The organism is Clostridium yunnanense (assembly GCF_016595795.1).
GTDB lineage: Bacteria > Bacillota > Clostridia > Clostridiales > Clostridiaceae > Clostridium_AR > Clostridium_AR yunnanense.
Genome location: NZ_JAENHN010000006.1, coordinates 51,129 through 70,054 on the forward strand (window position 1 = coordinate 51,129; position 18,926 = coordinate 70,054).

Below are 18,926 nucleotides of genomic sequence, written 5' to 3' on the forward strand. Positions count from 1 at the left end.
TACATGCTATCTTAATAAAACCAATTGCAAGACTTATATATTTTTAAAAAGTAATGAATATTATGCAGAAAGGTGGTAGCCATGGAAGACTTTAATACAAAAAATCACCCTGAACTTGTAGAAATAAAACTTTCAATTTACGATTTTGACAACATACATTATGGTGGAAGTCAGCATTGGTTCCCTAAAAAGCATCACCAATTAAGCGGTTGCGGCCCTGTTGCTGCAGCTAATATAACTGCCTACCTATCCAAGTTAGCTCCTGATAAGTTTAGCACTCTTTATCCATACAAGGATATTATAAATAAGCAAGATTTTATAGAACATATGATAGAAGTCCGAAAATTTGTAGTTCCAGGTATGTTTGGACTTACTTCTGTAACTCAATTTAGCGATAACATTTTAGCTTTTAGTGAAAGCAGGGGCGTATCATTGGTTCCCCATATATTAGACGAACAAGCAAACATGCAAGAAGCTATGGACTTTATCCTAGAAGCCCTTCACCTTAAGTTGCCAGTTGCTATTTTAGTACTTAAACATCCAGTAAAGGAACTAGAAGATTATACTTGGCATTGGATGACAATAACAAATTTGCGTTTTGACTCTAATAATAGCAAGTATTATATTTCAGTTTCAACTTACGGAGAATTTCACGAAATTGATTTAGATTTACTTTGGAATAACAGACGACCTAAGGACATAATAAGATTGGCATATTTTACTTAAATAAATTGTTTTTTGAAATCCCAATTGAAGTTTCCATACATATGATGCTTCAATGAGTTTCTCTGATATAACCAATTAATTTAACTTTTATTAAATTATCACTTTCAAGTTAAATAGTTAATAACTAATAATATAAAAGATGTATAAACACATACTCTATAAAACTGCTCATGTTACTTCGGTATATCATGGGCAGTTTCTTCACGTATTTTTTATCTTTTATATCTAAATTTATTATCCATATGTACAAGGGCATCTTCATATCTATATATTTTTATATTAAATAGTGTAATCAAGAATATGTAATTAAAATTTACAAAAACTAAGCATGAAAGTAATTTAATAACTTTTAAAGGAGGAACCTTCATGCCTACTATTAATATGCTCTCCTCTGCTGAAAAGGTAAAAGGCCAAGGAGTTATGTCTGCCTACATTGAACAAGTAAATCTAGTAAGACAAGGACTTACAGAAAACTATAAAGTAAAGGTAAATAACATATTCTTTTGTGATATAATGCACTATCATACAATTGATTTCAAATTTTTTCTAAGTATTCCACTAGCAAAACTTCTAGGAACAAGCGTGGCATATGTACATTTTGTTCCAGAAACCATAGAAGAAAGCCTAAAACTACCTTCATTTATAAAAAAGATATTTTATAAATATATGATTTGGTTCTACAGGAGTGTTGACCATTTAGTGGTAGTTAATCCTTATTTTATAGATGTGCTAAAAAGTTATAAAATTGATGAACATAAGGTAACCTATATTCCAAACTTTGTGTCAGAAGATAATTTTTATAGATATGAGGCTTCTAAAATCAAGAATATAAGGAGTTCATACGAAATTCCTTTAGATAAATTCGTTGTTTTAGGAGTTGGGCAAGTTCAAACTAGAAAAGGTGTAATGGATTTTATCGAAGTTGCCAAAACCCTTCCTGATATACAGTTTATATGGGCTGGTGGCTTTTCCTTTGGTTCAATAACTGATGGTTATAAAGAGTTAAAAAAGGTCATTGAAAATCCACCTTCTAATGTTAAATTTTTAGGTATAGTGGAAAGAAGCAAGATGAATGATATTTATAATATTTGTGATTTAATGTTCTTGCCATCATATAATGAACTTTTTCCTATGTCAATTCTAGAGGCTATGGCATTAAAAACGCCTATACTTTTACGAGATTTAGATATATATAAGAACATTCTATTTGATAGTTATTTAAAAGGAAATAGTAACGCAGAGTTCACTAACATAATAGGATCTATTCAAAATAAGAATGAAAACTATCAACTTTGGTGTGATAATTCAGCTAAGTGCCATGATTTTTATTCTAAAGACTATGTATTGCAAATGTGGAAACAGTTTTATGATGAAATTTATAACAAGAAGCTCAGGAGAAGTTAAATGAAAAGTAAGATATTAAACATAATCATTGTAGTCGTATCTATTTGTATTTTCCTATCATTTTTTCTTTTTACCAAAGGTCTTAAAACATTAATTAATGAAATAAGAACCTTAAGTACCAGCTGGATTATATTATCAGCTCTTATGATGATTATGTTTTTGTTTTTCGAGACGTTGGTATTATACGTAATAATTAGGCAATTTCATAGGATAAATAACTTGTTTGTAAAATGTTTAAGATTCGAAATCATTGGTCAATTTTTTGGAGCCATTACTCCCTTTGCAGCTGCTAGTCATCCTGCACAATTATATGAAATGAGTGAAAGTGGAATTTCTGGTGGGACTGGTGTTTCTATATTAATGATTAAGTTTATGATTCACCAAGTTATAAATATTATTATTTTAGTTTTAGCAATATTATTTAAGTTTAAATATTTCTATTCAAAAGTGCCATATTTCTTATATTTTTGTATATCTGGCCTTGTGGTTCATGTAATGATTATGATAATAGCAACATTATTTTTATTAAACAAAAAATTAACAAGTACCATAGTAATTTATTGTCTAAATCTACTTAAAAAAGTTAAATTACTGAAGAATCCGGAAGAAACTTATAAACAATTAGAAACTGAGTTAAAGACTTTTCATAAAACTGTTTTCATGATTATCAAATATAAAAAATTATGCCTTTATTCATCTATCCTCACACTTCTGCAGTGGTTAGCATACTTTAGTATACCTTATTGCATTTATAGAGGCTTTGGCTTTAATTATTCTGATATATTCACAATGGTAGCAGCTCAAGTTTTCTTGGTAAACTTCATGGCTATAATACCTCTTCCTGGCGCTGAAGGAGGGGCTGAAGGTGGTTTTTATCTTATATATGGTTTATTCTTCAAGTCCGGAACCATCATAACTGCTATTTTCTTATGGAGATTAATCACATACTACTCTTCAATTGCAATTGGTAGTATATTTACTTTACTCCTTCCAAATAGTAACTCAAGTAGAAACATGAATAAAAACTAGTATAATTAATAGATTATACTAGTTTTTACTTATAGACTTATACTTTAAGCATAATTGTATTTAAAGTAATCTACTCTATAAATTCTTTTATTTGCTTCTAGAGTCTTATTATATTAAGTTTTATGATTTATCAAAGCACCTACATCTAATCCTATTTCTTCACTTCTATTTATTGCGCTAATATATTTTTCTAAAACTTTGCTTGCGAAAATTTCACTTGAATATTCATTGGATTTAATTTCAGCATACTTTTTCATATCACCCCTCAAAGAATCATCCTTTAAAATTCTATCAAGATATTTTTCAAATTCCAACTCATCATTATATGTATAACCATTTTTCCCTTCATCAATAACTCCATCTATACAGGGATCATATTTGCATACCACTGGACACCCACTAGTTAAGGCTTCAAGATAAGTTAGTCCTTGAGTTTCACTAGTTGATGCTGTAACAAATATTTCAGCTATTTTATAGTATTTATATACCTCATTTGAATTTACCATTCCAGTAAATATAACTCTATCCTCTATCTTTTTATTAACTACTTGATTTTTTAAGCTATCTAAATATGGTCCACCACCTACAACTAGGAGTTTCAAGTTTTTATTCGTTTTCATTATATTAGGCATAAATGAAATTATTTCACTTATGTTTTTTTCCTGTCCTATCCTACCTATATATGCTACAATTCTATCATCATTTCTAAGATTGAGCTTATTCATAATTTCCTGTTTTTCTTCTATTGACACTTGCTGTTTAAACTTACTTAAATCAATCCCTGTTGGAATAACATAAATCGGCTTATTAATTCCATAACTCACAAGTGATTTTTTAGCCTTTTCAGTTGGGGCTATAATACTATCCAAGCTATTTAACAACAGCTTTATTATCTTAGCTGAAGTATTTTTATTTATAAGTTTTCCACCTAATAAATAGCATAAATAATCCTCGTACATTGTGTGATAAGTGTGTATATGCGGAATATCTAACTTATTTGAAATATACTTTGATACCATCATCATAGAAAATTCTGTTTGAGAATGAATAATGTCTGGATTCCATCTTATAACTTCGCTTACTAACTTATTCTGTAAAGGAAATTTAATTCTAGCATCAGGATAAACCCCTACTCCAAAAGATTTCAAATAATATACATCCCCATATATTTCTTCATTGCCATTATGAGATAAAGTCAGAATTTTAACCTTATGCCCCATTCTTATCAATTCATTATATAAATTATTCACCGAGGTTATTACACCATTTACCATTGGGAAATACGTATCTGTGGTTATTAAAATCTTCATTAGCTTTGCCTCCTGTTACTGCTATTTAAAACATTCTTTTCTCTAAACTACAAATTTCCTCTAAACATTAACTAGTGTTTCCATTAATAGAGTAAAAAATCGTTGAAGTGACTTTCTTTAGTGATTTTTTATGCATAAGCCTTTTCGAATTCATATATGGAAAACTTGGCAGGCCCATATTTTTCTTTTTATTTTCGATTTGTATATAAAATTGTTTTTCAGCAAAACATATCAAGAACACTTGTTCTATCGAATCTATTTAGTTATAATATATTTATTAACATAAAGATGGTGATTATATGGATATAAATGAAAAACTAAGAATCCTAAGTGGTGCTGCGAAATATGATGTATCTTGCTCATCTTCAGGTTCAAATAGATCTTCAAAAAAAGGCGACTTAGGATCTGTAGCTAGCTCAGGGATATGTCATAGCTTTACTCCTGATGGAAGATGTATTTCTCTGCTCAAGATACTCTTAACCAACTACTGCATTTATGATTGTGCTTATTGCATAAACCGTAGAAGTAACGATGTCGAAAGAGCTGCATTTACTGCAGATGAAGTAGTAGAACTTACTATGAATTTTTACAGAAGAAATTATATAGAAGGATTATTTTTAAGCTCTGCAGTTTTTAAGAATGCTAATTTCACTATGGAGACTTTAACAAGAGTGGTTGAAAAACTTAGAGTTGAGCATGGTTTTAAAGGGTACATACACCTAAAGGCCATTCCTGGAGCAGATGATGAGCTTATAAAAAAGGCTGGTTCTTTTGCTGACAGAATGAGTGTAAACTTGGAGCTTCCATCTTCACAATCTCTAAAGCTTCTAGCACCAGAAAAAACAAAAGAAACTATTCTTCAGCCGATGAAACTAATTAAAAATAATATCCAAATAAGTAAAACGGAAAATAGATTTTTTAAGAAAGCTCCATTATTTGTTCCTGGTGGACAAAGTACACAGCTTATAGTAGGTGCTACTAAAGAAAGTGATTTAAATATACTTAATCTTTCTGAAGGACTTTACAATAAATATTCATTAAAAAGAGTTTATTACTCTGCCTATGTTCCAGTAAATACGGGGAATAACCTACCAGAGCTCAGAAATCCACCTACTTTAAGAGAACATAGACTTTATCAAGGTGATTGGCTTCTAAGACTTTATGGCTTCAAAGCTGACGAGCTATTATCTGATAGAAATCCTAACTTTGATATAAACTTTGATCCTAAAACCTTTTGGGCTTTAAACAATATACACTTGTTTCCAATTGAAATTAATCGAGCTCCTTATGAAATGCTTATTAGAATCCCTGGCATCGGAATACGAGGTGCGCAAAAAATAATGAGTGCGAGAAAGATAAACTCTCTTAATTTTTACGACTTAAAAAAACTTGGAGTTGTATTAAAGAGAGCCCAATATTTTATAACGTGTAAAGGAAAGTATTTTGGTTCTGTTCCTCTTGATGAAGAAAGGATAAAAGATGTACTTACTCCTAAATTTGACTTAAACATTATAGAGCAAGAAGGAGAACAATTAAACTTATTTGATCATATTGATAAAAAGTTCTTACTTCCAAAGGATTTTAGTGCAATTAATTCAAGTAAAAAACTTTTACTACTTAACGATAAATCCACTTCGTTAACTGGTGAAATTTAGGAGGTCTATTTTATGAAGGAATTTGTCTACGATGGTACCTTCGAAGGTTTACTTACTTCAATATTTTATGCATTTTCTTGTAAGCAACAATGCACAATCAAAAGAAATATTAACTATACACCTAGCCTTCTTGCTGAAAGTGTAGATGTTGCTACAGAAGAAGATAAATATGATAGAGTATATACTTCAATAGAGCTTAAACTTAGCTCCAGCACTCTAGAAAATGTATATAATCTATATCTTAGTGAATATCCAGATAGTGAAGATTTAATTTTAGAATACCTAAGATTATGTTTTTCATATGGAGTAAAAGTAAATCTAGCCAAAAATAACGATACCATTATGAAGGTTGATAAATACCATCAAAGAGTCTCCTATGAGGCTCATAGATTTAAAGGCTTTGTTAGATTCAAAGAGATAGGTACTTTAACCTATTATGCTTCTATTGAGCCAGACCATAACATACTGCCACTTTTGATAAATCATTTTAGCGCTAGATTTTCAGATCAGAATTTTATAATCCATGATACAAAACGCGAAATAGCTATCTTTTATGATAGGAAAGAAGCAACCATAATCGATTTTTCTAAGGAAGATGGTTTAAAATTAGAAAATCTTAAAGCTGATTCTGACTTTGAAAAGCTTTGGAAAACCTTTTATAGCTCAGTTAATATAGAAGAAAGAAAAAATGAAAGACTAAGAAGACAACATATGCCTAAAAGATATTGGTCTCATCTCACTGAAGTTAAATAAAATGTGATATTATGTATTGCTAGTTATGTTATTGAAATTAAGGTGTCACTATTCCGATACTCAAATGAACTTCGCAAAGAATTAATATGATTTTCTCCAATGAAATAGCTAAAACTGTATAACTCACTACGTTCGGACAATACAGTTTTTTTACGCTATTTCATCTCCGAAAATCATTTAATTCTAGCTGCTCGCTCATATAGCATCTACATATTAACACCTTAATTTCATAAATAATATTAAAACTTAATCTAATAAAAATGTCAAAAATCAGCTTTAAGAATATCCTTTAGGATTTCTATAAAGCTGATTTTTATTATATTTCTAGTTTAGAATCTTAACTTACATATAAGCAAATACTCTTCAAGCTTTTTTATATAGTTTCTCTTCATAAATATATTTTCACTCAATTAAACTATCATGTCTTTATAAGATTACATTAACAATTTAACAAGGTAATTACTTACAAAATAAACTAGTACATTATATAAAGCTACTATCACTCCACTAAGAATCAAATAGCCTATACATCTTTTAACTGGTCTTTCATATTTATTTATAGACCCGATTCCCTTATAACAAAAGTATATAGCTACAGCCCAAGGTACTAGCCCCTCAATAGATACTATAGGGAAAATTAGACTTAATAATGGTATAATATATAGAACTTTACTTCTATTAGCCAGCCTTATCTCTGTATCATTTATAATTTCTTTTTCTAAAATATTATTTTCCAAGTTAACCTTCACCTACTTCTTAAAATAATCTGCTCTGATAAGCTTGTCACCTAAGTCAATGCTTTCTAGCATTTTGTCTTTTTCACCAGGAGTGCTTTCAGTGCCTAAGAATTGTCTAGTTGATAACACAGTATAGTTCTTTTTTGTATTCAAAAGATTTCTTCCAAATATCTTATCTTCCATAGCCTTAACATCAGCACCGAAAAGATAAGCTAAGGTAGGTAGTGTGTCACATTGACCACCATAGGTTGATATAGTTTTCCCTTTATATCCTTTTGAATATATAATAAGAGGAACTCTTCTATTATTTTCTTTCCACCAATCTCCCTCATATGAAATGTTCTTAATTTCGTCATCATAGAATTTATGAACACCTTCATGATCTCCATAAAAAACTACTACAGTATCATCTAGTACTCCAGATTTGTCTAACTGTTCAAGCATTTGCCCTATATATTTATCTGTATATTGGACACTTTGGAAGTAACCTCCGAGTTTTGTACCCTCCAGCTCTTTTGGTAGTTTGATTTCTCTATATTTTTCTGGTATATCGAATGGGGCATGGCTAGTTAAAGTAACTGTATAAGCATAAAATGGAGATTTAAGAGCTTTTATCTTTTCAGGCAGCTGCTTCAAATAACTTTTATCGCTTATACCTAAGTTTATAACTTCGTCAACATTATAATTTGTAGAGTCAATTGCTTTCTCAAACCCTATAGATTTAAGCGCAGGCATCCAATTCCAATAAGATCCTTTATCAGGATGTGATGCTAACGTAGTATATCCTAAACTCTTCATTACATTAGGCAATGAATATTCATAGGTGTTACTTGGATATCTAAAAAAAGTTGCTCCCTCTCTAACAGGAAATACTGAAGTCTGCGTTATAAGCTCACCATCAGAGCTTGTACCGTTATATGTCTGCTCATAAAAATTATTAAAATATATACTATTTGATAAAATTTTATTTAAAGTTGGTGTAATCTCTTGATTATTTACCTTTTGATTTATAGCAAAGGTCTCTAAAGATTCCCATTGTATTACCAATAGGTTTTTCCCCTTAAACATCCCCTTATATTCATTATCAGGAAGATTTTCTTTTTTATCCTCAAACCATTTTTCTACGTTTTTTTGTTCTGAACTAGAAATAACATATGGTTTACTCTCAACATAAAAATTGTAAGAATCGAATATATGATATCCTATTGGAGTAAGGTTCGACATTGTTTGATTAGGTGACCAACTTTTTCTAAAAATCATCTGATTAGTGAAGCCTTTATTGAGCTTATCTATTTTATAGTGAGCATAAGTTAGATATAAAGTTGGAACAATTAACAACATCAAAAATGCAATAACACTTCTTCTATGATACTTTGCCTTTGAATGCCTTCTAATCATAAGAACTATTTGTATTATCAAATCTATAATGAATATTATATCCACTATTCTTATCATAGAAATTATACTACTACTCAAATTATCTAAGTTTGAGGTCATACTGAACATATGTAAACTTAAAAATGAGCTATTGCTTCTAAAATACCACAAGTCCCCAATATACAGAATACTTATTATTGTATTTATCACTAAGAAAGCTATAGTTTGTCCTTTATTTCTAAACAAAAATCCAAAGGATAAAACTAAACAAATAAAACTGAAATAGACAAGGAACGGAGGCATAGAATAAAAAACTCTCATTGGAATAATTCCATTAGCTTTATCATCTGATATTAAAGCCATGAACAATAATGACTTTGCTAATATTGCTGCAAAACAATACCAAAAAAAGTAGCTTTCTTTTATAGTTAAAGCTGCTTTTTTTATTATTTCACCTGGTGTTCTTCTTTTAACGGGGCTTTTGTAATTTAACATATAGTAACCTCCAAATTAGGATTGAATCAAGAGTTAATATTTGATTTTAAATTTTGGCAATGGAACTCTTTAATTATAACATGGTTAAAATTTTTGTCTATGAACAAAATTTTAACAAAATCTTAACCAATTCTTAAATTTTAATTTTTAAAATTGTGTTAAAGCTTTGTGTTAAAATTAAATGATTATTCATACAATGCTTTAATGAATCTTCGCAAAGAATTTATATAGCATCTCCTTAATAACAATTTAATCTCAAAAATATTTTTAACCATGACCAAATAAAAAAGTCGCTGAAGCGACCTTCTTCAGTGAGTTTTTTTTGCGCATCTGCCTTTTCTTAAGCGTATGTGAAGAATCTTACAGGCCACATATTCTTCTTTTTTTATTCTTCAACCTATACTATGTCTTAAGTTTGTTCGCATAATTATACACAGACATAATTGATGTATAAACTCCTAAAGAATAAAAAAAAGAAGTACTCTTCTTTTTTAAAGTACTTCTTTTAAAACAGATCTTATAGTTTTTCTCATATCGCCTATCATATATAATGATCCACACACAAGTATTAAGTCATCTTTTTGTGAAGTACTAAAAGCTTTAATAAAAGAAGCTCTATAGTCTTCTACTATTTCTGTCTGTATTCCTTTTTTATCAAGCAATTCTTTGATAACAGTAGACGCCTCAGCTCTATCATTATGAGGGGTAGTTACTATGGCAGAATCAGCTACAGTACTTATCTTATCCACCATAGCTTCTACTTGCTTATCAGCTAGTATGCCAACTATAACTTTAAGCTTATCATAATTAAAATATGTGGTTATACTGTCAACAAGTTTGGTAATCCCATCTATGTTGTGTGCCCCATCTATAACAACTAAAGGTGAAGAGTTCATAACTTCCATTCTTCCACTCCAGGTTACCTTGGTTAATGCACTTAATATATGCTGCTTCTCTATAAAAACACCAATTTCATTAAGTGTTTCTATAGCCTTTATAGCAACAGTACAATTTAATAATTGGTGTTTACCAAGTAGAGAAAGTTTAATATTATAAGATTCTTTATCTGTTGTTATTAAGACCCTTTGAGAGTTATCTCCAGCTTTTGGTTCTATAAGTTCTGCCCATTGATTACTTACCTTATATATTCTAGAATCCCTCTCATTAGCTACTTTTTCAATAACTTTCATAGCTTCATCCACTAGTGGATAAACAACTACAGGGATATTTTCTTTTATTATGCCCGACTTTTCATAAGCTATCTTTTCCAAGGTATCTCCTAGAATATTCATATGATCAAAACTTATTGAAGTTATTACAGAAAGTATTGGCGTCACAACGTTGGTAGAATCTAGCCTTCCACCAAGACCAACCTCTACTACAGCATAATCTACATTTTCATCATGAAAATACTTAAACATAGCTGCTGTTATTATTTCAAATTCTGTTGGACTATCATAACCGAGTCTAATCACTTCATCCACAGCCACTTTAACCTCAGTAACTACTTTTGCTAAATCAGATTTAGGTATATTATTTTTATTAATCTGAATTCTCTCTTCAAACTCCTCAATATATGGGGAAGTGTACATTCCAACCTTATACCCAGCCTCTATAAGGATTGAGGTTATCATTGATGTAGTTGACCCTTTTCCGTTTGTTCCTGCTATATGTATTGCTTTTAGCTTTTTATGAGGAGAGCCAAGAAGCTCTAAAAGCTTCTCAGTTCTCTCCAAACCATAATTACTTCCAAACTTTGCAGTTTCAGTTATATATCTTATAGCTTCATCATAATTCATAAGAGTGCCACCTATTATAATGAACTAATTCTTGCAAGAACTGCTTCTAGCATTTCTTTATATTTTTCTCCCTTAGCTCTTTCAGCATCAACAACTTCTTTTGGTGCTTTATTTACAAAGCCTGGATTGTTTACTTTTTTCTCTACTCTTGTTATTTCGCCTTCTAATTTAGCCTTTTCTTTGTTAAGTCTGTCTAGTTCCTTTTCTCTATCAACTAAGTCAAATAGCGGCATGAATAATTCTCCACCTTGAACTACAACTGATACAGCATTTTCAGGAACTTCTTTTTTATCTGCAATGAACTCTACTTCTGAAGCAGACGCTAACTTTTCTATATATGATCTTCCATTTTCGAAAGCTCTTTTACTTTCATCAGCAATATATGCAATAACTTTAGCCTTTCTTGATGGAGGTACGTTCATTTCTGCTCTTATATTTCTTAATGATTTTATAGCTTCAATTATTAAAGTCATGTCCTTTTCTGCTATTTCATCATGAAGCTTTTCTTCATACACTGGCCACTTTGATATTGTTATTGATTCATACTGAGAATCTAAGTGAGTATATATTTCTTCAGTTATAAAAGGCATTACTGGGTGTAGAAGTTGCAATCCATTTGTAAGCACCTTAAATAATACATTGTATACAACACCTTTTGATTTTTCATCGTTACCGTATAAAACTGGTTTTGCAAGCTCTATATACCAGTCACAAAGCTCAGTCCACATAAAGTCATATATTTTTTGAAGAGCTATACCTAATTCAAAGTTTTCCATATTATCAGTTACTTCTTTAACAATAGTATTAAGCTTTGAAAGAATATATCTATCTGCTAAGCTATATTCAGTACAGTCTTTATATTTATCCATAAGTTCTCTATCCAGGTTCATCATAACAAATCTTGAAGCATTCCAGATCTTATTTGCAAAGTTTCTTGCTGATTCAACTTTTTCTGGGAAGAATCTTATATCATTTCCTGGTGCATTACCATTTACAAGCATAAATCTTAAAGCATCTGCACCATAAGTTTCGATTACATCTAGTGGATCTACACCATTTCCAAGAGATTTACTCATCTTTTTACCTTCAGAATCTCTTATGATTCCGTGGATTAATACATTCTCAAATGGAACTTCTCCCATGTTATGAATACCTGAGAATATCATTCTTGCTACCCAGAAGAAGATTATATCGTAACCTGTAACTAATGTACTTGTTGGATAGAAATATTTTAAATCATCAGTTTTATCAGGCCATCCAAGTGTTGAGAAAGGCCATAGTGCTGATGAGAACCAAGTATCAAGCACGTCTGTTTCCTGGTAAAGATTTTCTGAATTACATTTTGAACATGTTGTTGGAGTTCCTTCAGAAACCATTAGTTCTCCACAATCTTTACAGTACCAAACTGGAATTCTATGTCCCCACCATAATTGTCTTGATATACACCAGTCTTGAATGTTTTCCATCCAGTTAAAATACGTCTTTTCAAATCTTTCAGGTATGAACTTTGTCTTCTTTTCTTTTACAGCCTCTACTGCTGGCTTTGCTAAAGATTCCATCTTAACATACCATTGTTTTGATATTATTGGTTCTATAACTGTGCTACATCTATCATGAGTTCCTACATTGTGGGTATGCGGCTTAATCTTTACTAAAAGACCTTGCTCGTCTAAATCTTTAACCATTTGCTTTCTAGCATCATATCTATCTAAACCTTGGTATTTGCCACCTAATTCGTTTATAGTACCCTTATCATCCATAACTCTAATTTGTGGAAGATTGTGTCTCTTTCCAACTTCATAGTCATTTGGATCATGTGCTGGAGTTATCTTAACTGCTCCAGTTCCAAACTCTATATCAACATAGTCATCTGCTACTACCGGAATTTCTCTTCCTACCAATGGTAATATTAAAGTTTTTCCTATTAAATGCTTGAATCTCTCATCATTTGGATTTACTGCAACAGCTGTATCTCCAAGTAAAGTTTCTGGTCTTGTTGTTGCAATCTCTAAGAATTCATTTGAATCCTTAACTGGGTATTTTATATGCCAGAAGCTTCCTTCTTGCTCTTCATATTCTATTTCAGCATCTGATAAAGCTGTTTGGCATTTTGGACACCAGTTAGTTATTCTATTACCTTGGTATATAAGACCTTCATTATATAATTTTACGAATACATGCTTTACAGCTTTATTTAGATTTTCATCCATTGTGAAAGCTTCTCTTGTAAAATCAGCAGAGCACCCCATCTTTTTAAGCTGAGTTCTTATTCTTTCTCTGTATTCATCAGTCCATTCCCAAACTTTTTCAAGGAAGGCCTCTCTTCCCATTTCCTTTTTCTTAAGACCTTGCTTTAACAATTCATTTTCTACTTTTACTTCAGTAGCTATACTTGCATGGTCCTCTCCAGGAAGCCATAAAGTACTGAAACCTTGCATTCTCTTAAATCTTATAAGCATATCTTGAAGAGTATTATCAAGTGCATGCCCTAAGTGAAGCTTACCAGTTATATTTGGTGGCGGCATTATTATTGTGTACGGCTTTTTATTTTTATCAACTTCTGGAGTAAAGTATTTCTTTTCCTCCCAAGTCTTGTATAGTCTTTCTTCAAATTCTTTTGGATTGTAGGTAGTTGCAATGTTTTTTTCTTCTAGCATCTAAGTTCCTCCTTAATTTCTAAGCAAATAAATTTTCTAAATGTTTTGTATAAAGATTTACAACATATTTTAGCTTCTAATCTTAAAATCCCATATGATTTACAAGTTTTTAGCAGTTACCAAATGTAGATAAATCTTTTTAATAAAAAATGAAATAAAAAAAGAGCCTTCATCCATAAAAGGACGAAGACTCGCGGTACCACCTTTTTTCTCTCAACCTTAGGTTAAGAGCTCTTTAACCTTTAACGATATCGCTACCGTCTCTGCCTACTCTAGAAATACCACTTATTACTATGGTCTTTTATATCTATAAAGTAAATATAAAATCACAAGATAGTATAGATTATATTTCTTTTTGTTTCAGCAGAGAAGCTCAAAAGCTACCTTCAAAGCACACCATACGAAAAACCTTACAGCCTACGGATTTTTCTCTCTTACTATGTTCTATGCCTTTACTCCTCTTTTTCAAAGCTTTTACATATAAATTATAGTAATATTATATTACAACATCATATTTTGTCAACTATTGTGATATTATTTTTTACTTGTTGCTACTTCTTCAAATACTTCTTTCTTTATTTCTTCATTTTCTTTAAGATTCTTAAAGGCTACAGAAAGCATTAATTTAATTCTGTTTAACTGATTAACTTCTGAAGCACCTGGATCATAATCAATTGCAGTTATATTTGACATAGGGTATTTATGTCTTATAGCTTTTATCATACCCTTACCTGTAACGTGGTTTGGCAGGCACGCAAATGGCTGCATGCAGATTACATTATTAACTCCACTTTCTATAAGTTCAAGCATTTCAGCTGTTAGGAACCAACCTTCTCCTGTTTGATGTCCAAGAGATAATATTGTTGATGCAAGTTCTCCTAATTCTTTAATATGCTTTGGCGGAGAAAATCTTTTACTTCTTGCAAGTTCTTCCTTCATTGTGTTTCTGTATCTCTCCATAAACCATATAGCTGCATTAGATATTTCTCTTCCCATCTTACCAAAAGATAAGTACTTAGACTTAAAGTCTTGGTCATAAGCTGAGTAGAAGAAGAAATCAAGTAAATCTGGTACAACAGCTTCAGCACCTTCAGCTTCAAGAAGATTTACCACATCATTGTTAGCTGTTGGGTGGAATTTAACAAGTATCTCTCCTACAACTCCAACCTTTGGCTTTACTTCATCAGTTATATCGAAATCGTCAAATTCCCTTATTATATTCTTCACGTTATTCTTAAATAATCTATGTCCACCTTTTATAACATTTTCCTTAGCTAGCTTATTCCACTTTTCATATAGAGCATTAGCTGATCCCTTAACTTTTTCATATGGCCTAACCCTATATAGAACTCTCATTAAAAGATCTCCATAAACTAGTGCCATAAGTGCTTTGTCTAAAAGTTTTGGAGTTATCTTAAAGCCAGGTTGAGGTTCTAATCCTACTGCATTTAAAGATATTACTGGAATTCCTTGATAACCTGCTTCCCTTAATGCTTTCTTCAAGAAACCAACATAGTTAGTCGCTCTACATCCACCACCAGTTTGAGTTATTATAACCGAAGTATTGTTTGGATCATACTTTCCTGACTTAAGAGCATGTATCATCTGTCCTACAACTATGATTGATGGATAGCAAGCATCATTATTTACAAATTTTAATCCTTCTTCAACAGCTTGTTTATCTGTAGACGGCAGTACTTCCATATTGTAGCCACTTGCTCTAAAAGCTTCTTGTACTATCTCAAAATGTATTGGTGACATTTGCGGAGCCAAAATCGTATGAGTTTTTCTCATTTCTTTAGTGAAAGGAACTGTGTGATAACTTGTATCCTCTTTGTGTGGAACATAGCCATTTCTTTCTCTTTCCTCTAAAGCTGCTTTTAAAGATCTTATTCTTATCTTAATAGCTCCCAAATTATTACCTTCATCTATCTTTAATACTGTATATATCTTACCATCACTTGCCAAAATCTCTTGAACTTGATCAGTTGTTACTGCATCTAGTCCACAACCAAAAGAATTAAGCTGGATTAACTCAAGATTTTCTTGAGTAGCTACAAAGCTTGCAGCTGAATATAATCTTGAATGATAAACCCATTGGTCTACAACTCTAAGAGGTCTTTGAACTTTTCCTAGATGACTTACACTATCTTCAGTAAGAACAGCCATACCAAAACTTGTAATAACATCTGGTATACCATGGTTTATTTCTGGATCTATATGGTATGGTCTACCAGCAAGTACTATTCCTTTCTTACCAGTCTTCTGTAAGTATTCCAGTACTTCTTCGCCTTTTGCTTGGATATCCCTCTTATACTGCTCTCTTTCTTCCCAAGCAGCATCGATAGCTTCTTTTGCTTCAGCAGCTGTTACTCCAAAGCTCTTAAATTCATCTTCAATTCTCTTATAAAGTCTTTCTTTATTGTTAAGTGAGAAGAAAGGATTCATATAGTTTATATCTTTTTCCTTAATAACATCCATATTATTCTTTATAACTTCTGGGTATGAAGTAACTATAGGACAATTATAATTGTTGTTAGCTTCTTTAAACTCTTTTTGTTCAAAAGCAACACTTGGATAGAATATATTCTTTATTCCTCTTTCTATTAATGCCTCTATATGTCCATGAACTATTTTTGCAGGGTAACAAGCTGATTCTGAAGGTATTGATTCTATACCCATTTCATAAATTTTCTTTGATGAAATTGGTGAAAGTTCAACTCTAAAACCTAGCTTAGTCAACATTGTGAACCAAAACGGATAATTTTCGTAGAAATTTAATACCCTAGGAACTCCTATAGTACCTCTCTTCGCTTCATCCTTCTTAAGCGGTCTGTAGCTAAAGGTTCTTTTAAGTTTATAGTCATATAAATTTGGTATATCATTCTTCTTCTTATCTTTGCCTAATGGTCTTTCACATCTATTACCTGATATGTACTCTTCATCCGTAGAGAATTTGTTAATAGTTAAAAGACAATTATTTCCACAAAGTCCACATCTTCTTAAATCAGTGTCTATAGTAAAACTTTCTAATTGTTCTCTTTCAAGAAGAGTTGTTTTTCTTCCTTCTTCTAATCTTTCCTTAGCTATTATAGCAGCTCCAAAAGCTCCCATAAGACCAGCTATATCAGGTCTTACGGCTTCTCTTTCAGATAATAGTTCAAATCCTCTAAGTACTGCGTCATTATAGAAAGTACCACCTTGAACAATTATCTTCTTTCCTAATTCCTTAGGATCTCTTATCTTTATAACTTTGAAAACCGCATTTTTTATTACGGAATAAGAAAGTCCAGCAGATATATCTCCAACTAAAGCACCTTCTTTTTGTGCTTGTTTAACTCTTGAGTTCATAAATACTGTACATCTTGAACCAAGATCAACGGGTTGTTCAGATAAAACAGCTTCCTTAGCAAAATCAGCTATTTCCATATTTAAAGAGTTAGCAAAAGTTTCTATAAAAGACCCACAACCTGATGAACAAGCTTCATTAAGCAGGATACTATCTATTACCCCGTTCTTTATCTTAAAACATTTCATATCCTGTCCACCTATGTCTAATATAAAATCAACACCAGGTAAGAAATGTTCTGCAGCCTTGTAATGAGCTATTGTTTCTATTTCACCTATATCAATATGAAGAGCTGCCTTAATTAGACTTTCTCCATAACCAGTAACTGTAGAGTTCGCAATTTCAACATCTGCCGGAAGCTTTGAATAAAGGTCATTTAATACACCTATGACTCTATTTAAAGGACTGCCTTGGTTACTTCCATAATAAGAATAAAGTATCTCATTATCTTCGCTAATCAATACCACTTTAGTGGTTGTTGACCCAGCATCAATTCCTAAATATGCCTTACCAGAGTAACTATCCATATCTCTCTTCTTTGCTGTAGCCTTATCATGTCTTGCTTTAAACTCATCATAATCCTTTTGATCAGCAAAAAGTGGTGCCAATCTTTCTATTTCAGCTGTTTGCATAGTTTTTATTTCACTAACTTTTTCTAACAACTTTTTATAAGATATCAGCTTATCTTCCTTTGATGATAAAGCTGCTCCCATAGCAACAAATAACTGAGAATTTTCCGGGAATATTATCTGTTCTTCAGTTAGATTTAATGTTTCTATAAATCTTTGTCTAAGCTCTGATAAAAAGTACAGTGGACCTCCTAAGAACGCCACCTTACCTCTTATTGGTTTTCCACAGGCAAGTCCACTAATAGTTTGAGTAACTACCGCCTGAAAAATTGAAGCTGCTATATCTTCTTTTCTAGCTCCTTCGTTCAATAATGGTTGTACATCTGTTTTAGCAAAAACGCCACATCTTGCTGCTATTGGGTATATAACAGAATGTAGCTTAGCCATATCATTTAAACCGCTTGCATCCGTTTTAAGCAGTGATGCCATCTGATCTATAAAAGCACCTGTTCCACCAGCACAACTTCCATTCATTCTCTGTTCCAAATTGCCATCAAAATATGTTATCTTAGCGTCTTCTCCACCAAGCTCAATTACAACATCAGTCTCTGGAATGTAGCTTTCTACAGTTTTAGTACATGCAATTACTTCTTGTATGAAAGTTATATCAAGCCATTTGGAAACTGAAAGTCCACCAGAACCGGTTACATTTACAGTAACATCGACATCTTTTACGTGCTTATAGCCATCTCTTATAAGTGCTATTATAGTACTTCTTATATCTGAAAAGTGCCTCTTATACTTGCTATAGACTATGTTATCTCTGTTATCAAGCAACACCATCTTAACAGTTGTAGAACCAACATCAAGTCCCATATGAAACTTTGTCATATTCTCATCTCCAAACTAATAATAATAAGTAAATATAAATAATATAAATAATATCATTATTATATTATAAAATATTTTCGTTAATTATGTAAGTAATATTTTTTTACATGAATATTCTTATATCCTATGTCAATAATTATTAAAGAGAATAATTACATTTGTTGTAAAAGTATTG

General features: G+C 31.4%; 11 protein-coding genes and 1 other annotated feature. Of the genes, 5 read left to right on the top strand and 6 right to left on the bottom strand.

Annotated elements, in window-relative coordinates:
- The first annotated feature begins 81 nt into the window (after nucleotides 1-81).
- The 3 genes from JHL18_RS01300 to JHL18_RS01310 all read left to right on the top strand — a co-directional run bounded on the left by JHL18_RS01300 (nucleotide 82) and on the right by JHL18_RS01310 (nucleotide 3,159).
- Nucleotides 82-726 carry a hypothetical protein gene (locus JHL18_RS01300; protein WP_200265828.1) on the top strand — a complete coding sequence of 215 codons (645 nt, stop codon included), beginning with the start codon at nucleotides 82-84 and terminating at the stop codon, nucleotides 724-726.
- Between the two features lie 366 nt (nucleotides 727-1,092).
- Nucleotides 1,093-2,130 carry a glycosyltransferase family 4 protein gene (locus JHL18_RS01305; protein WP_200265829.1) on the top strand — a complete coding sequence of 346 codons (1,038 nt, stop codon included), beginning with the start codon at nucleotides 1,093-1,095 and terminating at the stop codon, nucleotides 2,128-2,130.
- Nucleotides 2,131-3,159, top strand: coding sequence for a lysylphosphatidylglycerol synthase transmembrane domain-containing protein (locus JHL18_RS01310; RefSeq protein ID WP_200265830.1), 1,029 nt, complete (start codon nucleotides 2,131-2,133; stop codon nucleotides 3,157-3,159).
- A 113-nt stretch (nucleotides 3,160-3,272) separates the two neighbouring features.
- Here the strand turns inward: JHL18_RS01310 and JHL18_RS01315 are convergent, their stop codons facing one another.
- Nucleotides 3,273-4,469 (bottom strand): glycosyltransferase family 4 protein, encoded by a 1,197-nt coding sequence (locus tag JHL18_RS01315; RefSeq protein ID WP_200265831.1) that lies wholly within the window; start codon nucleotides 4,467-4,469, stop codon nucleotides 3,273-3,275.
- Between the two features lie 299 nt (nucleotides 4,470-4,768).
- On the opposite strand from JHL18_RS01315, the gene JHL18_RS01320 reads away from it, so the two are divergent.
- The gene (locus tag JHL18_RS01320; RefSeq protein ID WP_200265832.1) at nucleotides 4,769-6,124 is read left to right on the top strand and encodes a putative DNA modification/repair radical SAM protein; all 1,356 of its coding nucleotides are present in this window, start codon (nucleotides 4,769-4,771) and stop codon (nucleotides 6,122-6,124) included.
- A 12-nt stretch (nucleotides 6,125-6,136) separates the two neighbouring features.
- A complete protein-coding gene (locus JHL18_RS01325) occupies nucleotides 6,137-6,877 on the top strand; it encodes a TIGR03915 family putative DNA repair protein (RefSeq protein WP_200265833.1) in 741 nt (246 codons plus the stop codon).
- 434 nt (nucleotides 6,878-7,311) lie between these two features.
- On the opposite strand, the gene JHL18_RS01330 is transcribed toward JHL18_RS01325, so the two are convergent.
- From JHL18_RS01330 to JHL18_RS01350, 5 genes are all read right to left on the bottom strand, one after another.
- The gene (locus JHL18_RS01330) at nucleotides 7,312-7,614 is read right to left on the bottom strand and encodes a hypothetical protein (protein WP_200265834.1); all 303 of its coding nucleotides are present in this window, start codon (nucleotides 7,612-7,614) and stop codon (nucleotides 7,312-7,314) included.
- 12 nt (nucleotides 7,615-7,626) lie between these two features.
- On the bottom strand, nucleotides 7,627-9,486 hold the full coding sequence (locus JHL18_RS01335; RefSeq protein ID WP_200265835.1) for an LTA synthase family protein: 1,860 nt from the start codon (nucleotides 9,484-9,486) through the stop codon (nucleotides 7,627-7,629).
- Between the two features lie 491 nt (nucleotides 9,487-9,977).
- Entirely contained in the window at nucleotides 9,978-11,285 is a 1,308-nt protein-coding gene (locus JHL18_RS01340; RefSeq protein WP_200265836.1) for a bifunctional folylpolyglutamate synthase/dihydrofolate synthase, read from the bottom strand.
- A gap of 14 nt (nucleotides 11,286-11,299) precedes the next feature.
- Nucleotides 11,300-13,942 (bottom strand): valine--tRNA ligase, encoded by a 2,643-nt coding sequence (locus JHL18_RS01345; protein ID WP_200265837.1) that lies wholly within the window; start codon nucleotides 13,940-13,942, stop codon nucleotides 11,300-11,302.
- A 176-nt stretch (nucleotides 13,943-14,118) separates the two neighbouring features.
- Nucleotides 14,119-14,420 (bottom strand) — a binding site (T-box leader).
- A 56-nt stretch (nucleotides 14,421-14,476) separates the two neighbouring features.
- The gene (locus JHL18_RS01350; RefSeq protein ID WP_200265838.1) at nucleotides 14,477-18,751 is read right to left on the bottom strand and encodes a 2-hydroxyacyl-CoA dehydratase; all 4,275 of its coding nucleotides are present in this window, start codon (nucleotides 18,749-18,751) and stop codon (nucleotides 14,477-14,479) included.
- Between the last annotated feature and the right edge of the window lie 175 nt (nucleotides 18,752-18,926).